Annotated in this window: 19 protein-coding genes and 1 pseudogene; 12 read left to right on the top strand and 8 right to left on the bottom strand. The window is 33.6% G+C overall.

The features are described from left to right. The first annotated feature begins 9 nt into the window (after window positions 1-9). The gene (locus tag B4H69_RS09150; protein ID WP_180905629.1) at window positions 10-522 is read left to right on the top strand and encodes a hypothetical protein; all 513 of its coding nucleotides are present in this window, start codon (window positions 10-12) and stop codon (window positions 520-522) included. A 53-nt stretch (window positions 523-575) separates the two neighbouring features. On the opposite strand, the gene B4H69_RS09145 is transcribed toward B4H69_RS09150, so the two are convergent. The 6 genes from B4H69_RS09145 to B4H69_RS09120 all read right to left on the bottom strand — a co-directional run bounded on the left by B4H69_RS09145 (window position 576) and on the right by B4H69_RS09120 (window position 4,833). Beyond that, complete coding sequence (locus B4H69_RS09145) at window positions 576-1,097, bottom strand: plastocyanin/azurin family copper-binding protein (protein WP_180905630.1); 522 nt, start codon at window positions 1,095-1,097, stop codon at window positions 576-578. Window positions 1,098-1,193: 96 nt separating this feature from the next. Next, entirely contained in the window at window positions 1,194-1,841 is a 648-nt protein-coding gene (locus B4H69_RS09140) for a 7-carboxy-7-deazaguanine synthase QueE (RefSeq protein WP_180905631.1), read from the bottom strand. Window positions 1,842-1,845: 4 nt separating this feature from the next. Then, window positions 1,846-2,721, bottom strand: a complete 876-nt coding sequence (locus tag B4H69_RS09135; RefSeq protein WP_180906769.1) for a bifunctional 5,10-methylenetetrahydrofolate dehydrogenase/5,10-methenyltetrahydrofolate cyclohydrolase — start codon at window positions 2,719-2,721, stop codon at window positions 1,846-1,848. 116 nt (window positions 2,722-2,837) lie between these two features. Further along, on the bottom strand, window positions 2,838-3,329 hold the full coding sequence (locus B4H69_RS09130; RefSeq protein ID WP_180905632.1) for a hypothetical protein: 492 nt from the start codon (window positions 3,327-3,329) through the stop codon (window positions 2,838-2,840). An 87-nt stretch (window positions 3,330-3,416) separates the two neighbouring features. Beyond that, window positions 3,417-3,830, bottom strand: a complete 414-nt coding sequence (locus B4H69_RS09125; RefSeq protein ID WP_280045873.1) for a hypothetical protein — start codon at window positions 3,828-3,830, stop codon at window positions 3,417-3,419. Between the two features lies 1 nt (window position 3,831). Continuing rightward, complete coding sequence (locus tag B4H69_RS09120; RefSeq protein ID WP_291074718.1) at window positions 3,832-4,833, bottom strand: NAD(P)H-dependent glycerol-3-phosphate dehydrogenase; 1,002 nt, start codon at window positions 4,831-4,833, stop codon at window positions 3,832-3,834. A 96-nt stretch (window positions 4,834-4,929) separates the two neighbouring features. On the opposite strand from B4H69_RS09120, the gene B4H69_RS09115 reads away from it, so the two are divergent. The 9 genes and pseudogenes from B4H69_RS09115 (at window position 4,930) to B4H69_RS09075 (ending at window position 15,815) form a co-directional block, all read left to right on the top strand. Continuing rightward, window positions 4,930-6,348: a lipopolysaccharide biosynthesis protein gene (locus B4H69_RS09115; RefSeq protein WP_280062637.1), complete on the top strand. Its 1,419-nt coding sequence runs from the start codon at window positions 4,930-4,932 to the stop codon at window positions 6,346-6,348. A gap of 2 nt (window positions 6,349-6,350) precedes the next feature. Further along, window positions 6,351-6,785: a dUTP diphosphatase gene (gene dut / locus B4H69_RS09110; RefSeq protein WP_038336568.1), complete on the top strand. Its 435-nt coding sequence runs from the start codon at window positions 6,351-6,353 to the stop codon at window positions 6,783-6,785. A 98-nt stretch (window positions 6,786-6,883) separates the two neighbouring features. Next, the gene (locus B4H69_RS09105) at window positions 6,884-7,906 is read left to right on the top strand and encodes a sugar phosphate nucleotidyltransferase (protein ID WP_286501653.1); all 1,023 of its coding nucleotides are present in this window, start codon (window positions 6,884-6,886) and stop codon (window positions 7,904-7,906) included. Between the two features lie 6 nt (window positions 7,907-7,912). Continuing rightward, complete coding sequence (locus B4H69_RS09100; protein ID WP_291093626.1) at window positions 7,913-8,713, top strand: DUF4292 domain-containing protein; 801 nt, start codon at window positions 7,913-7,915, stop codon at window positions 8,711-8,713. After that, the gene (locus B4H69_RS09095) at window positions 8,713-10,380 is read left to right on the top strand and encodes a murein hydrolase activator EnvC family protein (protein WP_280045868.1); all 1,668 of its coding nucleotides are present in this window, start codon (window positions 8,713-8,715) and stop codon (window positions 10,378-10,380) included. The genes B4H69_RS09100 and B4H69_RS09095 overlap by 1 nt, the downstream gene beginning before the upstream one ends. 37 nt (window positions 10,381-10,417) lie before the next feature. Further along, complete coding sequence (tatA, locus tag B4H69_RS09090; RefSeq protein WP_038336575.1) at window positions 10,418-10,600, top strand: twin-arginine translocase TatA/TatE family subunit; 183 nt, start codon at window positions 10,418-10,420, stop codon at window positions 10,598-10,600. Window positions 10,601-10,679: 79 nt separating this feature from the next. After that, window positions 10,680-11,296: pseudogene (locus B4H69_RS09085) on the top strand (DUF4254 domain-containing protein). A 100-nt stretch (window positions 11,297-11,396) separates the two neighbouring features. Then, window positions 11,397-13,544 (top strand): alpha-N-acetylglucosaminidase, encoded by a 2,148-nt coding sequence (locus B4H69_RS09080; protein WP_180905637.1) that lies wholly within the window; start codon window positions 11,397-11,399, stop codon window positions 13,542-13,544. Window positions 13,545-13,613: 69 nt separating this feature from the next. Next, window positions 13,614-15,815, top strand: coding sequence for a M1 family metallopeptidase (locus tag B4H69_RS09075; RefSeq protein WP_180905638.1), 2,202 nt, complete (start codon window positions 13,614-13,616; stop codon window positions 15,813-15,815). Window positions 15,816-15,924: 109 nt separating this feature from the next. Here B4H69_RS09075 and B4H69_RS09070 read toward each other — a convergent pair whose 3' ends face one another. Both B4H69_RS09070 and B4H69_RS09065 read right to left on the bottom strand, forming a co-directional pair. After that, entirely contained in the window at window positions 15,925-18,063 is a 2,139-nt protein-coding gene (locus B4H69_RS09070) for a S9 family peptidase (protein WP_180905639.1), read from the bottom strand. A gap of 9 nt (window positions 18,064-18,072) precedes the next feature. Further along, window positions 18,073-18,420: an arsenate reductase family protein gene (locus B4H69_RS09065; RefSeq protein ID WP_180905640.1), complete on the bottom strand. Its 348-nt coding sequence runs from the start codon at window positions 18,418-18,420 to the stop codon at window positions 18,073-18,075. Window positions 18,421-18,530: 110 nt separating this feature from the next. Here B4H69_RS09065 and rluF point away from each other — a divergent pair, with 110 nt between their 5' ends. Further along, on the top strand, window positions 18,531-19,445 hold the full coding sequence (gene rluF, locus B4H69_RS09060; protein ID WP_286478361.1) for a 23S rRNA pseudouridine(2604) synthase RluF: 915 nt from the start codon (window positions 18,531-18,533) through the stop codon (window positions 19,443-19,445). A gap of 114 nt (window positions 19,446-19,559) precedes the next feature. Further along, a complete protein-coding gene (locus tag B4H69_RS09055) occupies window positions 19,560-22,004 on the top strand; it encodes an alpha/beta hydrolase family protein (RefSeq protein WP_291093619.1) in 2,445 nt (814 codons plus the stop codon). The last annotated feature ends 16 nt before the right edge of the window (window positions 22,005-22,020 follow it).

Raw genomic sequence — 22,020 nt, 5'->3', positions numbered from 1 at the left:
TTATTTAAAATGAAAAATATAATATACGCTGCTATTTTATGCGGTTTTGCATCAATTTCTTTTGGTCAAGTGTCAATTGGTAAAAATGCAGTGGATGGGAATAATACAATTTTAGATTTCGAAGAATCAACAACAAACGGAATTATTTTACCAGCTGTTACTACTGTACCTACAGGTTTGGATGCAACGAATAATGGTGGAACCTTTGCTTTTGACTTAACAGATTCTAAAGTGAAAATGTATGAGAATGGTATTTGGGTTGAGTTAAGTGATGTTGGAGAAAAAACAGTTTTATTAACAAATTCTTCTAATGAAGTAGGTGATGGAGTAATTATTGGAGCAGAAACATCTGCTGCAACAGGAATTTTAGTTTTAGAATCGGATAAAGATGCGATGATTTTACCTAAGGTTAATCAACCTGAAATTAATGTAAAAAGTCCATATCCTGGAATGATTTGTTACGATACAGCAAGTAAAACTGTTGCCATTTTTGATGGTAAAGTTTGGAATTATTGGAAATAATCATTCAATCTATTCATAAAAAAATGCGAGAAAACTTCTCGCATTTTTTATTATTATTTAACTGCTTTTATTTTTCCATTCATTGTTGCAAAATGACCAGGGAAAGAACATAAGAAATCGTATGTACCTTCTTCTAAAGTAAATTTGATTTGATCATTTTCTTTACCTCCTAACAATTTTGTATGCGCAATAATTTCTGATTGTAATTCGGTCGGAATATAATCTGTTGCCTTAGCAGAAGCTGCTGTATTTGCAAAAGCAGAAGCATCAGAACCTGGTTTTAATAAAATAAAATTATGTCCCATTGCTTCTTTTGACATTTCACCAGCATTCATTAAGATTAAAGTTACTTCTTCGCCAGCTTTCACTGTAAATTCAGTTTTATCGTAGCGCATGTCATCACTCGCTTTCAAAACAATATGATTGTTTGTAGCAGGCGTAGCTGTAGAAGTTTCAGCATCTTCTGATGGAGCTGTACTATAATCTATTTCTGGTTGAGTTGATTCATCTTTCTTAGAACCTCCGCAGCTCATCATCAAAATTGCCGCGAAACTCATCAAAGCTATTTTTTTCATTATTTCAATTTTTTGTTTGATATAAAAATAATGAAATTCAGTAACTTAAAAAAGTTTACTCAGTCTAAATAGAACTGATTTTAAACAGATAAATATCTAAGGAATATCCAAATATTTGTGTGTTTGTAAAGAATAACGCCATTTCGGATTTTCTTTCACATATTCCACAATCAATGGAAGATTTTTGTCGCGTTTGCTCCATTCTGTTTGCAAGAAAAGCGTACAATCTTTTCCAACACGAGCAGCTTGTTCTTCGGCAAATTGAAAATCGTGATTATTGAACACAATACATTTCAATTCATTTGCAGCTTCGCAAACCTCGTCTAACGGCAACATTAATTTTTTTGGAGAAAGACAAACCCAATCAATTTCTCCACTCAACGGATAAGCACCCGAAGTTTCGATGTGAATTCTTGCACCTTTTTCGTGTAGTTTTTTTGTCAAATAAGTCAAATCCCACATCAAAGGTTCTCCTCCTGTAATGATGATTGTTTTGGCCTGAGAAGTTGCCAAGTCTACCAATTCATCAACATTAGTTAAGGGATGCTTGTCAGCATCCCAACTATCTTTTACATCGCACCAATGGCAACCAACATCACAACCTCCTAATCGAATAAAATAAGAAGCCACACCTGTGTACATTCCTTCACCTTGAATTGTGTAAAAATGCTCCATAACAGGCAATAATTTCCCTTCTTGTATCAATTGTTGTTCTTCTGCAGTTGTTGATGCAATGTGTATCATAATTTTATTTTTTGTTGTTGTATGCCAACAATGTGTTTTTTAATAACATAGCGCGTGTCATAGGTCCAACTCCTCCTGGAACTGGCGTTATCCATGATGCTTTTTCTTTTACATTATCAAAATCTACATCACCAGCTAATCTAAATCCTCGTGGATTAGTTTCGTCATCAACGCGTGTAATTCCTACGTCAACGATAACCGCTCCATCTTTTACCATATCAGCTTTTAAGAAACCTGGAACACCTAAAGCAGTGATCACAATATCAGCTTCTTTTGTAAATTGTTCTAAATTTTGAGTTTTCGAATGAGTTAATGTAACTGTACTGTTTCCAGGATTTCCGTTTTTACTCATCAAAATACTCATTGGGCGACCAACGATGCGAGAACGACCAATCACAACTGTATGTTTACCAGTTGTATCAATGTTGTAACGCTCTAACATTTCCATAATTCCGTAAGGTGTAGCAGGTAAAAATGTTTCCATTTCTAATGCCATTTTACCAAAATTCATTGGATGAAAACCATCTACATCTTTCTTAGGATCAATTGCATTGATAACTGCTTCTTGATCGATGTGTTTTGGTAATGGCAATTGCACGATAAATCCGTCTAATGTATCATCATTGTTCCATTTTTCAATTTCTGCAATCAAATCTTCTTGAGAAATTGTATCAGGCAAACGTAATTCTGAAGACTCGAAACCTACAAAATGACAATCCTTGATTTTATTGTCAACATAGGTTTGAGAAGCACCATTACTTCCTACTAAAATTGCACCCAAATGTGGTACACGAACTCCTTGGTCCTTGTAATTCTGCACCAGCTCCTTGATCTCTTGTTTGATCTCTTTTGCCAGTTTAATACCGTCTAAAATTTGCATTGTTTTGTTGTGTTTGCGCAAAGATACGGACAAATTGGAAAATAAATCATTAAGTTTTGAGTTGATGATTTTTTGATTAAATAGAAAAACCACTTCGTTGTGAAGTGGTTTTAGCATTACTGATATTTTTTCTGCGCTTCTTTTAAGTAATTAAAAACTTGTGTTGTTTTCATTTTTTTGGAATTTGTATTAAAAATAAACATTCCAGTTTCGACATTGAAATAATAATCTTTTTCTCCATTTTTTAATTGAAACCATTCCAATAAACCATTTGTAAGATTAACACCAATCCAATTGATTTGTGAAGTTTTGAGGTCGAAAATAAAATTATCATTCGGATTATTTGTAGTGATATAATGTATTTGATCGTCTAAAACATATAAAACACCACTTCCTTGAAACGCTTTCATTTTCAAGAATTTTGATTGTTGATTTCCGAAGTTATAACGCAAAACTGCTTTGAACTCTGCATTTGGAGGAACTTGTGCTAACAAAGCATTTTGTTTCTTTTCGCGAGATTTACTCGCCCAAAAAGCAATTCCAAAAATTAACAAAAAAGGCAAAATACAACAAAGTAATGATGATAGTAATGAAAGAATGTTATCCATAGTAGATTGATTTAGGTTGTGTTAAGATACAAAAAAAACTGTTAGTTTTCTAACAGCTTTTTTGAAATTTTATAAAGTTTGATTTTATTACAAATTACTCATTTTTTCTTCCACTACTTTTCGTTCTTGTGCAATCAAATTATCTTCTTCAGTCGGAAATTGAAAAATTCCAGAATTGATGCTTTCAATGCGTTTCAAGACTTCGTAAGAAGCTTTTGCTTTTGAAACATCTTCTCGATTTAGATAAATACGAATCGCTTTCATAAACGTCAAAATATTTTTCTTTTTCAATTCATCTGCCAACAAAAATTGATCGCGTTCTTCGTTTGCTTCCAATAAAGTCGACAAATTATTGTCATCAATTTTGTAATACGATTGTAACATTTGATTGAAAATAATCAAAAAACCTTCATCAGCATTTCCAATTTCTAACGAAATAATTCGAGCCAATGTTTTGTTTAATTCTTGAATATATTTTGAAATAAAATCTTGTTTAATCATCTTAATCTAATTTTTTAGACAACTTTTCGAAAGTTTTCTTTGGATTTTTATCTTCGTATAAAATCTTATGAACAGCGTTGATAATTGGCGCTTTTATTTGGTATTGCTCATTCATAATCGCCACACCTTTTGTCGCATAATAACCTTCGGCAACCATATTCATCTCTAAAATAGCAGATTTTACAGTATAACCTTTTCCGATCATATTCCCGAACATACGATTTCGTGAAAAGAATGAATATCCAGTCACCAACAAATCGCCTAAATAAGCCGAATCGTTAATTTTACGTTTCATTGGACTTGCAGTTTTCAAGATATGATTCATTTCTCGAATTGCGTTACTCATCAAAACTGCTTGGAAATTATCTCCATAACCCAAACCATGTGCAATACCTGCTGCAATCGCGTAAATATTTTTCAATACTGCGCCAAATTCAGTTCCGTAAATATCGTTTGAAAGTTTCGTTTTGATAAAATCACACGCTAAACAATCGGCAACAATTTGTGCTTTAGCTTCGTCTTGCGCCGCAATTGTCAAATATGAAAGACGCTCCAAAGCAACTTCCTCAGCGTGACAAGGACCGCTTACAATTCCTAATTGTTCTTCTTTTACATCGAATTTATCGAACAAATATTGTCCAACCAATTGATAATAATCTGGAATAATTCCTTTGATTGATGTCACAACAAATTTATCTGTCAACGGAACAGTTAATTTACTCAAACAATCAGCAACGTAAATAGATGGCACAACCAAAAAGATGATATCCGAATTCATGACAACTTCGTTGATATCCGTTGAAATTTTAAGCTTTTCGGACTTAAATTCGACATCAGTTAAATAATTTGGATTGTGTCTATTTCGCTCCAAATATCCTTTTACGTATTCATCTTTTACCCACCAGTTGAAAGTTTCAAGGTTTTTATTCAGCATTTTTGCAATCGCAGTTGCCCAGCTTCCATTCCCTATTAATCCAACTTTACGATTAGATAACTCTATCATAATATATGTATTGAACAGACAAAGTTAATTAATTTGTAGCTTAGGTATTTTGAATTTTACGAAAAGAAACTCAATTTTGTAAAAATTTTAACGACTTTGTATAAAAAGCTTTTTAGTGAGACCATTATCTACGGTATTGGCTCTATATTGCCGAGGGTAATTATTTTAGCATTGAATTTTTTTATTATCAAGCAAGTTGATAATTCAGATTTTGCAATGTTTTCTCAATTATATTCTGCGGTTTCTTTCCTGAATGTCATTTTAACATTTGGTTTCGAAACAGCCTTTTTCCGCTACGCAACCGAAGAAGGAATGTATCAAAAAGTGTTGAATACAGCTTTTTGGTTTATGGTAATGAGTTCTACTGCGATGCTCGTTTTGGTTTTTCTTTTTTTACAACCTTTGGCAGATTTCGCAAACTATAGCGATCATCCCGAATACTTGTTGTGGTTTGCGTGGATTGCATTTTTTGATGCAATTTGTGTGATTCCTTTTGCAGTTCTACGTTTTAAAAATCGACCAATATTATATACAGCAATTCGCGTAATTCAGAATGTTTTTCAGGCAGTTTTGACAATTGGTTTGTTGTATTATGTTTCGAAAGATTTTATGCTAAGTCTTGGTTTTGATAATGCGATTTCCTACCCATTTATTGCGAATTTATTAGCGAGTATTTTAGGTTTTGTATTATTAATAGGCGTTGTACGTCATGTTCAATTCAAATTTGATCAACCACTTTTCAAGCAAATGTTTTTGTACGGTTATCCGATTATGATTGCAGGTTTGGGGTATATTTTGAATGAAAATTTCGATAAATTAGTTCAACGACAATTAATTGATCCAGCAGCAGCGGGTTCTTATGGCGCTTGTTACAAATTAGCAACATTGATGACGCTTTTCGTAACAGCTTATCGAATGGGTATAGAACCATTTTTCTTTAAAGTTGCCAAAAAAGGAGATGCAAAACAGACGTATGCGAATATTCTGTTCTTTTTCAGTATCATTTGTAATATTGTGATTCTTGGAATTTTAGCAAATATAGATTGGATTAAGAAAATATTTGTTCCAAATTCAACCTATTGGAATGCTTTAGATATTGTACCAATTATTTTAATTGCGAATTTATTTTTCGGAATTTATTACAACCTTTCAACTTGGTACAAAGTCACTGATAGAACAAGTATCGGAACTATAATTTCATTGGTTGGTGGTGCAATTACTATTATTTTGAATGTTTTTTTATTGCCAAAATATGGTTTTATGGTTTCTGCTTGGACAACTTTATTAGCGTATGGTGTAATGATGGTGATTTCGTACATTTGGGGGCAGAAAGTTTATCCAATTCCATATAAGGTGAATAAAATTCTACTTTACATGGGAATTGCAATTGCTCTAGCATGTACAAACTACTATATGCTCGATTCTAATTTGATTATTGGTAATCTGATTCTAATCGTGTACATTGCGTTTATTGCATTTGCGGAAAAAAACACACTTAAAAAACTAAGAAAATAAAGATGAAAGTAAAAGTTATCAACATTTCAAAACACGCTTTACCAGAATATAAAACAGCATTATCGGCTGGAATGGATTTAACGGCTAACATAGATGCACCAATCGAATTAAAACCTTTGGAAAGAAGATTAATTCCAACAGGTTTGAGTATCGAGTTACCAGCAGGTTACGAAGCACAAGTTCGCCCTCGTAGTGGAATGGCTTTAAAATATGGTTTAACTTGTCTTAATTCTCCTGGAACAATCGATGCAGATTATCGTGGAGAAATCGGTGTTATTTTAGCAAATGTTTCCAACGAAGCAGTTACAATCAACGATGGCGAGCGAATTGCACAATTAGTAATCGCAAAACATGAAACGGTTGAGTGGGAAGAATCAAACGCTTTAAATGAAACTGAACGCGGAGCTGGAGGTTTCGGAAGTACAGGAAAACAATAAATAATTTTTTTGTCATTCTGAACTTGTCGAAGAATCTAAAAAAAGAATTAATTCAACTATAAAATATCAATCTAACAAAAAATATTTTTAGAAATAAAATGAAAATTATTATCCCAATGGCAGGACGTGGTTCACGTTTACGCCCTCATACATTAACAACACCAAAACCATTAATTCCTATCGCAGGAAAACCAATCGTACATCGTTTGGTAGAAGATATTGCAAAAGTTTGTTCAGAAAAAATTGACGAAATTGCTTTTGTAATTGGTGATTTTGGAGCTGAGGTTGAAGCTGATTTAATTGCAATTGCAGAAAAATTAGGAGCAAAAGGAACAATTTGTCATCAATTGGAGCCGCTTGGAACAGCACATTCTATTTGGATGGCAAAAGAAGCTTTGGATGGACCAACTGTTGTTGCGTATGCAGACACATTATTCCGTGCTGATTTCAAATTAGATATGGAGTCGGATGGTGTTGTTTGGGTAAAGCAAGTTGATAATCCTTCGGCTTTTGGTGTAGTGAAATTAGATGACAATAGCGTTATTACAGATTTCGTTGAAAAACCAAAAGAATTCGTTTCGGATTTAGCAATTATCGGGATTTATTTTTTCCGTGATGGACAAAAGCTATATAAAGAAATCGAATATTTATTGGAAAATGATATTCAAAAAGGTGGTGAATATCAATTGACAGATGCATTAGAAAATATGCGTGCTGCGGGTGATAAATTTACGCTTGGAAAAGTGGACGAATGGATGGATTGTGGTAACAAAGCGGTTACAGTTGATACTAATACACGTGTGTTGAATTTGGACAAAGAAGATTTCAAAACGATTTCGTCTTCTGCAAAAATTGACAATTCATTAATCATCGAGCCATGTTTTATTGGAGAAAATGTTGTGATTAAAAATTCGAAAATTGGACCTTTTGTTTCATTAGGAAATGGAACGGTTGTTGAAAACTCGAATATTGATAACAGTTTGATTCAAGAAAATTCAATCATCAGTAATGCAAATCTTACAGATACAATGATCGGAAACAATGCCAAATATTTTGGTGTTTCGCGCAGTATCAGTTTAGGAGATTATTCGGAATTGGATTTTAAATCTCACGAAGCTTAAAAAATTATGATCAAAAAATTAACATATATCTTTTGTTTAGGAGTTCTTGCAACAGCTTGTAACACTCAGAAAGTAGCAAAAGTAGATAAAGATAATACAGAAGTTGTTTCGGCTTCTTCAAAGATTATTCAGCAAACCTTATCAAAAAAATCATCATTCAAAGATTTAACGATTAAGGCAAAAGTAACGGCAGATTTAGAAGAAATTTCTGGAGATGTAAATGCTACAATTGCTGTGAAAAATGGACAAAAGATATGGGTTAATGCTACGAAATTTGGATTTACGGGTGCGCGCGCATTGATTACGCCTGATGGTTTTTCTGCTTTCGAAAAAATCGGTGGAACATATTATGAAGGAGATTTTTCTATTGCAAATAAATTATTGAAAGTTGATTTTATCGATTATCAAAAATTACAAAATTTGATGCTAGGAAAAGTTTTCGTTGATCTAAATCCTACAGATTATACAGCGACTTTTGCGAATAATCAATATACGATTACATATAATAAAAATCAAGCAATTTCTATTTCTCCAAAAGAAGGCGAATACATACAAACATATGTTTTTGACAATGGTTTCCGATTGAAAGAAGCACATCTGAAAGATCCAAAACGAAAAATGGAAGTTGATTTGGCTTACGACAATTGGGTAAAAGCTGGAGCAGAGGAATTTCCGAAAAATGTTAAAATTATTATAAAAGAGAAAAAAACGCGTCAAATAGACTTGGAATATAATAGTTTTACGTTTCAGGAAACGAACACACCGTTCTCAATTCCAGATGGGTATAAGAAAAAAGAAATAAAATAATGAAGTTTGTTTTATCAACTGTACTTTTAACGTTGTCATTATCAGTGTTTGCGCAGGTTCCGTACAATAAAGCGAACTTACAAAAACAGAATGCTCAGCTTAAAAAAGAGATTATAAACTTAAACAAACAACTCGAGGTTAATAAGCAAAATTCGAAGTTAAATGTTGATTTTGTGCAGAATTTGACGAAAAAAATTCAGGTTCAAACAAAATTAGTTAACAACTTATCAAAAGAAAAACGCTTTATCGAGGACGAAATTTATTTAACTCAATTAGAGATTAATAAACTTTCGCGCGAGTTGGTTGAGCTAAAAAAAGACTACAAACAGGTTTTGGTTCGTGCATATAAGAACAAATCTGTTGAAAATAAATTACTTTTTGTGCTTTCTTCTAAAAGTTTGGGAGAGGCTTATCGTCGTATCAAATATTTAGAAAAATATTCGGCTTTTCAATTAGGACAAGCTAATGAAATTATCGGTAAACAAACTGATATTCAAACGAAAAAAGCGAAAAAAGAAAAAGCGAAAGACGAAAAAGAAAAAGTACTTTCTCAACAAACATTGTTTAGTCAAAATCTTGAAAAAGAACGATTAACAAAAGAGAAAGCTGTCGAAGAATTCCGTAAAAATGAAGGTGTTATTGCTGCAGAAATCAATGCAAAAGAAGCACAACAACGCCAAATTGATGCGCAGATTAAAGCAATTATTGAAGAAGAAATTCGTCAAGCGAAGATTCGTGCAGAAAAAGATTTAAAAGATTGGAACGAAGCGAAACGAGGAAACTCTATTGCGTCTTATAACGAATATTTAAGAGATAATCCGAAAGGTGATTACGCGAAATCAGCTCGTACAGCGATTTTAAGAATTGAGAATGATGCTAAAGCATGGAATATTGCACGTTCGGCACATACAAAACAAGCGTATCAATCTTATTTAACTCATCATCCAACCGGAAGTTTCGTTTCTACAGCGAAAACAGAAATTTCTAAATTTGAGCAATTAGAACGTGAAGCAGAAGCTGAACGTCAACGCATTATTGCACAACGTAAAGCGGAAGAAGATGCACGTCTAAAAGCTCAAAAAGAAGAAGATGCACGTAAAATTGCAGCAGCTAAAGCTGAAGCTGAGCGTAAAGCGAAGATAGAAGCAGAACAAAAAGTTGTTGTAAAAGTGCCAGAAAAAGAACGTGTTGTAAAAGTAGATGCGGTAAAACCAGCTGAGACTTTTGCTGAACGTCCAGATTCTGAAGGTATTTCGGGAGAGTTCTCATCAAACAGAGGTCGTTTACCTTGGCCTGTTGATAAAGGAACGATTGTAAGCAGATTTGGTTCTAATTCTCACCCAGTTTTATCTAATATTACAACACAAAATAGTGGTGTTGATATTTCAACTTATCGTGGTGCACATGCACGTGCCGTTTACGAAGGAACTGTTCAAGCTGTAATGAGTGTATCTGGAAATGGTAAATCTGTATTGGTAAGACATGGTTCATATTATTCAGTCTATACAAACTTGTCAAGTGTAAGTGTTTCGAAAGGTGATGATGTAAAACGTGGTCAGTCTTTAGGAATTATCTATACAAGTGGAGATGGTGAAACAGTCATGAATTTCCAAATTTGGAGTGGAACAACAAAACAAAATCCTGCTTCTTGGGTAGCGGGAATGTAATAAATAAATTATATATTTGCATTAAAATCAATTCAGTATGGGATTAGGAGGTAAAGAATGGATCGTAATCGTACTTGTTGTGTTATTATTATTCGGAGGAAAGAAAATTCCTGAATTAATGAAAGGATTAGGTTCTGGATTAAACGAATTCAAGAAAGCAACAAAAGATGATAACAAATCAGAAGCTACAGAAAGTACTTCTGACAAAAAAGAAAATTAAAATATATTTTTAATTAAATAATAAAGCATTGTAGTTGCGTATACAATTACAATGCTTTTATTTTATAAACTAAAAAAACATGAAATTCACAGATAAAGCTTGGTCTATTTTTAATCAAAGTATCAATGATTATCACAAATATGATGATGTAAATCGTCAAATAGAAAATCCATATAGCGAAGAAGATTTAATCGCTCATTTATTGTACAAAAAAAATTGGATTGATACAGNNCAGTTCAGTGGCATTTAGAAGATATTATTCGTGATCCACAAATTGATCCTGTTGAAGCGCTAAGTTTAAAACGTTGGATTGATAAATCAAACCAAGAACGTACAGATATGGTAGAATATGTGGATAGCTGGTTTTTACAACAATATGCGAACGTTGACGTAAAAGAAGATGCAACATACAATACAGAATCTCCTGCGTGGGCTGTAGACCGTTTTTCTATTTTATCGCTTAAGGTTTATCACATGAAACAAGAGGTAGAACGTGAAGACGCAACTCCAGAACATAAAGCAGCTTGTCAAGTGAAATTAGATGTTTTGAATCAACAACATCAAGATTTATCAACTGCGATTGAAGAATTATTGGCTGATTTTGAAGCGGGTAAAAAATACATGAAAGTGTATAAACAAATGAAAATGTATAATGACGAGGATTTGAATCCAGTTCTTTATGCAAACAAGAAATAATTTTCATAAAAATTAATAAAATATAGAAAACTCATCTTTTTTGGATGAGTTTTTTTTATTGCGTACAAATGTGTTAATTTCATCTAATCAAAACATTAGAATGAAAAAACTGAAATTTATTACTTGCTTTACCTTATTTATTTTTGGTACACAATTGTATGCGCAATATGCTGCAGTAAAAGATTTAACCACGAGGCAATTTCCGTGGTTGAAGAATAAAGTTGTACTCAAAGAGATTTCAAAAGAGAATGATGAAGATGTCTTTGTAATCGAAACGAAAAAAGATAAACTATATATATCAGCATCGTCTACAAGTGCAGCTTCGCGCGGATTAGATTGGTATGCGAAACATGTGGCACACCAAAGTATTTCGCATATGGGCGATAACAAATCGCAGCTTGCCAAACTTCCGCAAATTAATCAACCAATTAAAAAGAAATCATTTGTTCCATATCGTTATGCATTAAATTATTGTACGATCAACTATTCGTTTAGCTTTTATACATGGGAAGAATGGGAGAAAGAATTGGATTGGATGGCGCTGAATGGTGTCAATATTATGTTAGCGCCAGTTGGGACTGAAAAAGTTTGGTACAACACATTGATCAAAATGGGTTATTCGGATGAAGAAGCCAAAGCTTTTATTCCAGGTCCTGCGTTTACAGCTTGGTGGTTAATGGGAAATCTTGAAGGCTGGGGCGGTCCTGTGAGCAATCAATTAATAGATCAACAAGCAGAATTGCAAAAAAAGATTCTGAAACGAATGAAAGAGTTAGGAATCGAGCCTATTTTACAAGGTTTTTATGGAATGGTTCCGCACGATTTGAAAACGAAAAAAGGATACGAAGATGCACCAGTTATCGATCAAGGAAATTGGGTGTTCACAGAATTTACGCGTCCAGCTATTTTAGTTCCTACCACTTCTCATTTCGAGAATGTTGCTAACATTTACTACGATGAGATGAAGAAATTGTATGGAAATGACATCAAATATTTTGGCGGTGAACCTTTTCACGAAGGAGGGAAAACAAAAGGAGTTAATGTGCCAGAAGTAGCGCAACACGTGCAACAAACCATGCAAAAGAATTATCCAAATTCGACGTGGGTTTTACAAGGTTGGCAAAACAATCCTTCGGATGATATTTTAAAAGGTCTTAAAAAAGAGAATACTTTAATCATTGAATTGTTTGGAGAAAATACAGATAATTGGTACAAAAGAAAAGGATATAACGGTACAAGTTTTATTTGGTCAAATGTGAGTAATTTCGGAGAAAAGAATGGTTTGTACGGAAAATTACAACGTTTTATTGATGAAGTTTATCGCGCCAAAAACTCTGAATATGGACAATATTTGAAAGGTGTCGGAATTATTCCAGAAGGAATTATCAACAATCCTGTTGCTTACGATTTGATGTTGGATTTGGCTTGGCAAGATGAAAAACCAAATCTTGACGAATGGCTAAAAAATTATACAATTTATCGATACGGAAAAGAAAATCAAGATATCATAAATGCTTGGAAAGGTTTTGCACAAACAGTTTATTCAAGTCCAGAAGTTTACCAAGAAGGACCTTCGGAAAGTATTTATTGTGCGCGTCCTTCGTTGAACGTCAATCCAGTTTCATCTTGGGGAACACGTAAGAGAAATTACGATATTAAACAATATAAGGAAGCTGTAAAATTATTTGTGAAAGCAGATGAAGAATTCAAAAATGTAGAAACGTATCAAACCGATAAAATCGATTTTCTTCGTCAAGTTTGGGCAGATAAAGGTGATGATGCTTATGCGCGAATGGTTGCTGCGATAAATTATCAAGATAAAGAACGTATCCAAAAAGCTGGAAATAATTTTATCGAAATGGTAAAATTGCAAAATGAATTATTAGGAAATAGTAAATATTTTACGCTGAATCGTTGGGTAGAAGAAGCTAAAGATTTTGGAAAGAATTTGCCTGATGCTCAAAACGTGATGTACAATGCAAAAGGACAAATTACGTTTTGGGGACCAGATACGTTGCCGCGTACGACGCTGAGAGATTACGCGCACAAAGAATGGAACGGATTACTTGGTTCGCTTTATTTGGAGCGTTGGAAAGTCTTTGTGGAGAATTCTATAAATGGTAAAATCTCAAATCCAGAAGATTTTTATAAAATGGAAGTTGAGTGGTCGAAGAAACAAGATTTGTATCAACCCAAAAAATCAACGCCAGAAGAATTTAAAAAGCTTCAAGCTAAAATTTTAGAATAATTATAAAGTTGAAATTACCTCGTATTGAAAAATATGAGGTATTTTTATAATTACTGTAAAATTTCACACATGAAGAAAAATTATTTCAAACCCTTACTTTTAGGAATAAGTTTATTTTCGATTTCGGTTTTTGGTCAACAAGAGAAACCAAAATACGATTATCAAGAAGCTTTCAAACCATTTTTTTATCAGAATAATGCAACAGAAACTCGTTCAGCGAGTGGAAAACCAGGTCATAATTATTGGCAAAATCGTGCGGATTATAATCTGAATGTTAGTTTGAATGAAGAAAAAAATGAAATTTCTGGAACATCTGAAATTACATATACCAACAATAGTTTTGATGATTTAGACTTTTTGTGGTTACAATTGGATCAAAATTTATTCAAAAAAGAATCTCGTGGAAGTGCTTTATTACCAATTTCTGGAAGCCGTTATGGCGATTCAACTTCTGAATTTGAAGGAGGTTATAAAATTAAATCTGTTCAAATCGACGGAAAAGAAGCGAAATACACTGTTTCAGATACGCGTATGCAAATTGATTTGATTAATCATTTGAAAGCGCGTGGAGGAAAAACAAAAATCAAGATTGAATATTCGTTTGTTTCGCCTAATTATGGAGCAGATAGAATGGGAGTTGAGCCGACTAAAAATGGAAAGATTTTTACGATGGCACAATGGTTTCCTCGCATGGCGGTTTACGATGACATCATGGGATGGAATACGTTGCCATATCTAGGTCCAGGAGAATTTTATCTGGAATATGGAGATATAACAGCTAATATAACGGTTCCTTCATCGCATTATGTAGTTGGTTCGGGAGAATTATTGAATGAAAATGAAGTCTACTCAAAAGAAGAAGTAAACCGATGGAACAAAGCAAAATCGAGTGATAAAACCGTTATTATTCGTTCTGCTGATGAGGTAAACAAAGCGACAAAAGTTGCAAAAGGAACAAAAACGTGGAAATTTAAAATTCAGAATACACGCGATTTTGCTTGGGCTTCATCATCTTCATTTATCTTAGATGCAGCAAAAATTAATCTTCCAAGTGGTCAAAAATCGTTAGCAATTTCGGCTTATCCAGTAGAAAGTGATGGAAATGATGCTTGGGGAAGATCGACAGAATATACAAAAGCTTCTATTGAACATTACTCAAAACAATGGTTAGAATATCCTTACCCAGCGGCGACAAATGTGGCAGGAAATGAGGGCGGAATGGAATATCCGGGAATTGTTTTTTGTCATTTGACTTCGAAAGGAGAAAGTCTTTGGGGAGTTACAGATCACGAATTTGGACATATTTGGTTCCCGATGATTGTTGGTTCTAATGAACGTGTTCATGGTTGGATGGACGAAGGTTTTAATACGTTTATCAATGATATTTCGACAAAGAATTTCAACAATGGTGAATATTACAAAAAGCAATCTGCACAACGAATGGCAGGTTATTTATTCAGCGATAATCTTGAACCTGTAACGACTCAACCGGATAATATGCGTGAAAGAAATATAGGTGCGTTGTTGTATTATAAGCCGGGAGCGGGAATGAAAGTTTTGCGTGAAACAATTTTGGGCGAAGAAAAATTTGATAAAGCATTGCGTCAATACATCAAATATTGGGCATATAAACATCCAACACCAGAAGATTTTTTCCGTACAATGGAAAATGTTTCAGGAGAGGAATTATCGTGGTTTTGGAGAGGTTGGTTCTTGAATAAATGGACAATTGATCAAGGAATTAACAGCGCAAAATATGTAGATGGCGATTATAAAAAAGGCTTGATTTTGAAAGTGGAGAACTTTGGACAATTGCCAATGCCAACAACTGTTCAAGTGAATTTTAAAGATGGAACTTCGCAAGAAGTTAAATTACCGATTGAAGTTTGGAAACGTAATACAGAATGGACTTTCAAAGTGCCTTCAACAAAAGAAGTTTCGACGATTAAATTGGATCCAAATGGAGCTTTACCAGATATTGATTTGAAGAATAATACATTCAATATGGCGGAGGCAAAACCTGTTGAAAAAATTAATCCAAAAGAATACGAAGGTACATTTACGAATAAACAAATCAATGCTGAATTTGTGTTGAAAGCTGAAAACGATAAATTGAATTTAGTTTTTGGTGGACAAACTATTCCGTTAGATTATCAAGGTGATGGTAAATTTGTGAATGAACAAGGCGGTTTGGAATTGACTTTTGCAAAAGATAAAAAGACATTTTCTGTAGAAGAAGCTGGACAAAAATTCGAGTTTACGAAGAAGTAAATTTGTTCTAAGTTGTCATACTGAACTCATTTCAGCATCTCATCAGAAAAGTAAATCACATCAGGAAAATAAAAAAACCACTTCGCAAGAAGTGGTTTTTTATTGACTATTATTTTTGAGATGTACCTTCTGGTTTAAGATATAAATCGAAGTAATCTGTAATTTTTTGCATCAAATGAACGCGATCTTTTCCACGAACATTATGCTCATGCCCAGGATAAACAAAGTAATCCATTTGAACACTATTTTTCACCGCTTCGCGAATAAAATCAATCGAATGTTGCCAAACAACCACATTATCTTGCGCTCCGTGAATCATTAATAATTTACCTTTTAAGTCTTTTACACGATTAATTAAATTCGTGTTTTTGAAACCTTCAGGATTATCTTGAGGCGATTCCATGTAACGTTCCGTATACATAATTTCGTATTGCGTCCAATCTAAAACTGGTCCACCAGCAACTCCAACTTTAAAAACGTCAGGTTTACGTAACATGAATGATGTTGTCATAAATCCACCATAAGACCAACCATGAATTCCCATACGTTCCGCATCTACGAAAGGTAAAGTTTTCAAGAAATCGACACCTTTCATTTGGTCATTCATTTCTGTAGTTGCTACATTTCCGTGAATCGCTTGCTCAAATTTAAGACCTCTATTCGCAGATCCGCGTCCGTCCATTGTAAAGACAACATAACCTTTTTCCGCTAAATGATCGTACCAAAGATTTCCTGTTGCAGGAAAACGATTTGTGATTAATTGCGCGTGAGGACCATTGTACAAATAAACGATAACTGGATATTTTTTCGAAGAATCAAAGTTTGTAGGATAAATCAATTTTCCATACAAATCTGTTCCATCATCTGCTTTTAATGTTACATTTTCAACTTTCGCTGTGTTGTAATTTGCCAAAGGATTTTGAGCAGTTAAGATATTTTGTTTGAATTTTCCATTTGCATCCAACACATCAATTTTACGAGGCGTGTTATCATTGCTCCAATTATCAATTGCATATTCTCCATTCGTTGAAACCGAAACATTGTGCGTTCCTGCATCTGTTGTTATTTTACGCAATTTTCCATTCTCCCAATTCACTGTATATAAATGACGATCTTTCGGAGAATCTTTTGTTGTTATAATTAAGAATTCTTTTTTCTTCGCATTTTCGCCAACAAGATCCGTTACAATCCAATCTCCTTTTGTGATTTGGTTTAATAATTTTCCGTCTGTATTGAAGCGATACAAATGCATAAAACCATCACGTTGCGACCACCAAACAAACTCGTTATTTTTTCCTGGAATAAAATGTAATTCGTTTTGAGGTTCTACATATTTTGCATCATCTTCTTTGAATAATGTTTTAATCAATTTCCCTGAAGTTGCATCATATTGATTCAATTCCATGTGTTTTTGATTACGAGAAAGTAACGCAATATAAATATGTTTTTCATCTGGCGACCACGTAACCGAAGTTAAATAGTGATCGACTTCTGGATGAGTTTCTAAGAAAATCGTTTTTTGAGTGGTTGGATTATAAACGCCTAACGTAACGGTATGATTTTTTGTTCCAGCAAATGGATATTTGATGTTTTTATTCACTGCAGGTTGCACAGACCAATCGATAATTGGATAATCTGTAACCGCTGTTTGATCCATTCTATAAAACGCAACTAAATTCCCTTTTGGCGAAATGAAAATTCCTTTGTGAATACCGAATTCATTTTGATGAACCGATTTTCCATTCACAATTTCATATTTTCCGTCTTTTGTAATTTGATGTGTTTTTCCAGCTTTATCAACAAAAAATAAATTATTGTCAATAACGTATCCAACTTGATTATTTGTTGCATCAAATTCTACATTTTCTGCATTATCAGGTAATTTCAACCAATCATTTTGTTGACCAGCAGTTGTAATTGTTTTGTAACCCGTTTTTGTCGAATAATAGGCTTGCTTATCATTAATCCAATTCAAAGAAGGAATTCTTTTATTCTCAAATTGAGAACTTCTGAAAATTGTATCAGTTTTAAGAGAAGGAACTTCTTTCTTGATTAAAGCTTCTCCATAAGACGTTTTTACATTTTGCGTGTACGCATTTTGATTCGGAATCCATTGAACTTGATTTAGACTTTCGATACGTAAATTCGTCGATAATCCAAGTACAGCATCTTCCATTGTGACATTCTTTTTCTGAGCTAATAAACTAGCGCTCATTAAAAGTGTACTCAATAAAATTGTTTTTTTCATGTGTGATTTCTATTTCAAATATTGCCCAAGGGCTTCTAAGTTTTTCTTTTCGTTCCCAATAAAAATTTTGTCTCCGTCTACCACGACAGGACGTTTTAGGAAAGTATAATCTGATAAAATATAATTTTTGATATCATCTTCAGAAAGCTGTTGATCTTTCAATCCTAATTTTTTGTAATTCTGCGCACGTCTCGAAAATAAAGTTTCGTAACTCCCAGCTAAATTCTTCATTTCTTCTAATTCTTCAGCCGTTATCGCAGTCGTTTTTATTTCATGCAAATCAAAACCTGTAAAATCAAACTCTTTCATAATACGTTTGCACGTATCGCAAGTTTTCAAAAAAAATACTTTTTTCATTTCTCAAAATCTTTGGTTTTGTAAAGATAAATAAGTTTCATCGTTTTGCAGAATGATAAAGAATTTTGTCAAAATATATTTCAAATCGATAAAAAACTATCTTTGCAAGTATGGAAGAAACTAATTTTTTGCGTTTAAACAAATATATTAGCGATAGTGGTTTTTGTTCGCGTCGCGAAGCAGATCAATACATCGAAAATCGTTTGGTACAAATTAATGGACGAGTTGCTAAAATTGGGCAATTTGTAGGACCAAATGATGTGGTGACTGTAAAAGGTGTCGAAATAGAACCGCGCGAAAAGGAGCATGCGGTTTATATTATGCTCAATAAACCTGTGGGCGTTACGTGTACAACAGATCCTACGGATCCAGATAATATTGTCGATTTTCTTTCGTTTGGAGAACGAATTTTTCCGATTGGTCGTTTAGATAAAGATTCGCAAGGATTGATTTTATTGACAAGCGATGGCGATATTGTGAATAAGATTTTACGTGCAGGAAATAATCACGAAAAAGAATATATCGTAACCGTTGATAAACCAATTACGGATGAATTTTGCGAAAGAATGTCGAAAGGTGTTCCGATTTTAAATCAAGTTACGAAGAAATGTAAGATCGAAAAAATAAGTACAAACGTTTTCAAAATTACATTGATTCAAGGTTTGAATAGACAGATTCGTCGTATGTGCGAATATTTTGGATATGGTGTAAAAAAATTAGAACGTGTTCGAATTATGAACTTAACGTTGAATGTCGGAATTGGTCAACACCGTGATTTAACGGCAGAAGAATTAGCAGAAATCAATCGATTAACGAGAGATTCTGAAAAACATGAAGAAAAGAAACCAGCTTCAAAATCAAAAAAATCATCAGCGAAAAAAACAAAAGAAATTTCTCCAGATTTTAAAGATTCGAAAGGAAAATCTATCAAAAAGCCTGTAAAAAAATCAACAACTCAAGCCAGAGTAGGAAAAAGTAAACCACCTACAAATACCAAAGGAGGGAAATTTGGTAAAAGAAGATAAAATTGAAAAGACGAATATTATTCGTCTTTTTTATAGTTTCTAGTCAAAACTAACTTCTATCATATCATTTTGTCAAAGATTCTATATCTTTATAAAGTAAAATCTTAAAAACACATGAAGAAAATTGTTTACTCGTTGCTTTTTATAGCGATGACTTTTGGTGCATCGGTAAAAGCACAAGAAAATGTTACTTATCAATTGCCTCCGCAAGAAATTTTACAATTGGCAGATGCAGATATGCCGCCGTCAATTAGTACAGATCGTAAAGCGGAGAATGCATTTTTGTCTTATAGAAGTCGTTATAAAACGATTAATGAATTGTCAGAAACGGAATTACGTTTAGCAGGATTACGAATTAATCCAGTTACAAATATTAATTCACGTGAAACATTCAGCGAGAAAATTACTTATTTTGATTTAAAAACTTCAAAAGAAAAAACGATTGCTGGTTTACCTGCAAAAGGTCGTTTTTCTAATCAATCTTGGAACACTTCTCAATCGAAATTTGCCGTTACAAATACAACAAATAAAGGTGTAGAACTATGGATTGTTGATGTAAAAACACAAGCTGCAACAAAAGTTTATGAAGATAAATTAAACGCAAACTTAGGTCGTCCTTTCAATTGGATTTCAGATACAGAATTAATTGTGAATGTAATTCCAGCTTCTAAAAAAGCTTTGATTGACACGAAAGATGCGATTGCAACTGGACCTACAGTTTCTGTTGCTGACGGAAAAGAAGCGCAAAACAGAACCTATCAAGATTTATTACAAAATAAAAATGATGAGTTTAACTTCGAACAATTAGCAATTTCTGAATTAGTAAAAGTAAATATCGAAACAGGTGCAAAATCGAAATGGAAAGACGCTGCGATGTACACAGATATTTCGACTTCTCCAGATGGACAATATGTTTTGGTGAACGAAATCAAAAAACCTTTTTCATATTTAGTAACGTACAATAGTTTTCCTTCAACCAATATTGTGTATGATATCAACGGAAAATTAATAAAAGAAGTTGATCATAAAGAGTTACAAGAAGTTGTTCCGAAAGGATTTTCTTCTACGATTATGGGAAAAAGAGGTTTGAATTGGAGAGCAGATAAACCAAATACTTTATATTGGGTTGAGGCTTTAGATGGTGGTGATGCAAACAAGCCTGCGGAATATCGCGATGCGCTTTATCAAGTAACGGCGCCATTTACAGCGAATAAAGAGTTGTTGGTAAAAGTAAAAGATCGCTATAGAGGAGTGACTTGGGGGAATGATGAGGTTGCGATTGTGAGAGATGCTTGGTATAATACACGTAACGAAAGTAGTTATTTGTTCAATCCGTCAAATCCAAATCAAGAACCGATACGCTTTTTTAGTAGAAACTCGCAAGATGCTTACAATAATCCTGGAAGTTTTGTAACTGAAATGAATGATTATGGTTACAATGTTTTAGCAATTAACAAAGGAAAATTGATGTTAGTTGGAGAAGGAGTTTCTGCGGAAGGAATCTTACCTTTTGTAGATGATTTTGATATCAAAACGCAAAAAACTTCTCGTTTATGGAGAGCACAGAAATCAGATAAACTAGAAGCGATTGCTAGAGTTATCGATCCGAAGAAAGGGATCATTTTAGAACAGATTCAATCGAAAACAGATTATCCAAATTTATATGTTCGTAATATTTTTCAGAAAGGAGGAAAGCCAAAACAAGTAACGTTTACAAAAAATCCTTTTGAGGCAATGAACAAAATTTCGAAAGAATTAATTACGTACAAACGTGCTGATGGTGTAGAATTATCAGGAACTTTATATTTGCCGCCAAATTACGATAAAACGAAAAAGGAAAAGTTGCCAATGTTAATGTGGGCTTATCCTCGCGAGTTCAAAGATGCATCTACGGCTGGTCAGGTAACAACTTCTGAAAATAAATTTACTTCTCCTTCTTACGGAGGTCCTATTTATTGGGCATTGAGAGGATATGCGGTCTTAGATGATGCGGCTTTTCCAATTATTGGAGAAGGAAAAGAGGAGCCAAATGATACGTTCGTTCCTCAATTGGTTGCCAATGCAAAAGCTGCGATTGATGCGGTGGATAAATTAGGTTTTATCGATCGTGAAAGAGTTGCGGTTGGTGGACATTCTTATGGCGCATTTATGACAGCAAATTTATTAACGCATTCTAATTTATTTGCGGCAGGTATCGCACGTTCAGGTGCTTATAACCGTACATTGACGCCTTTTGGATTTCAATCTGAACAACGTAATTATTGGGAAGCTCCAGATGTTTACAACACAATGGCGCCTTTCCAAAATGCAGATAAAATGAAAACACCATTGTTGTTAATTCATGGTGAAGCAGATAATAATACAGGAACTTTCCCGATGCAATCTGAGCGCTATTTCAATGCATTGAAAGGTTTGGGAGCAACAACACGTTTGGTTTTATTACCACAAGAATCTCACGGATATGCAGCAAGAGAAAACATTCTTCACATGTTGTGGGAACAAGACCAATGGTTAGAGAAATATGTGAAAAACAAAGGAAAAAATTCTGAAAAGAAATAATTCTCAATACAAGAAA

Source organism: Empedobacter sp. UBA6745 (assembly GCF_002453775.1).
Classification (GTDB): Bacteria; Bacteroidota; Bacteroidia; order Flavobacteriales; family Weeksellaceae; genus Empedobacter; species Empedobacter falsenii_C.
This window is presented reverse-complemented; position numbering and strand designations above follow the sequence as displayed.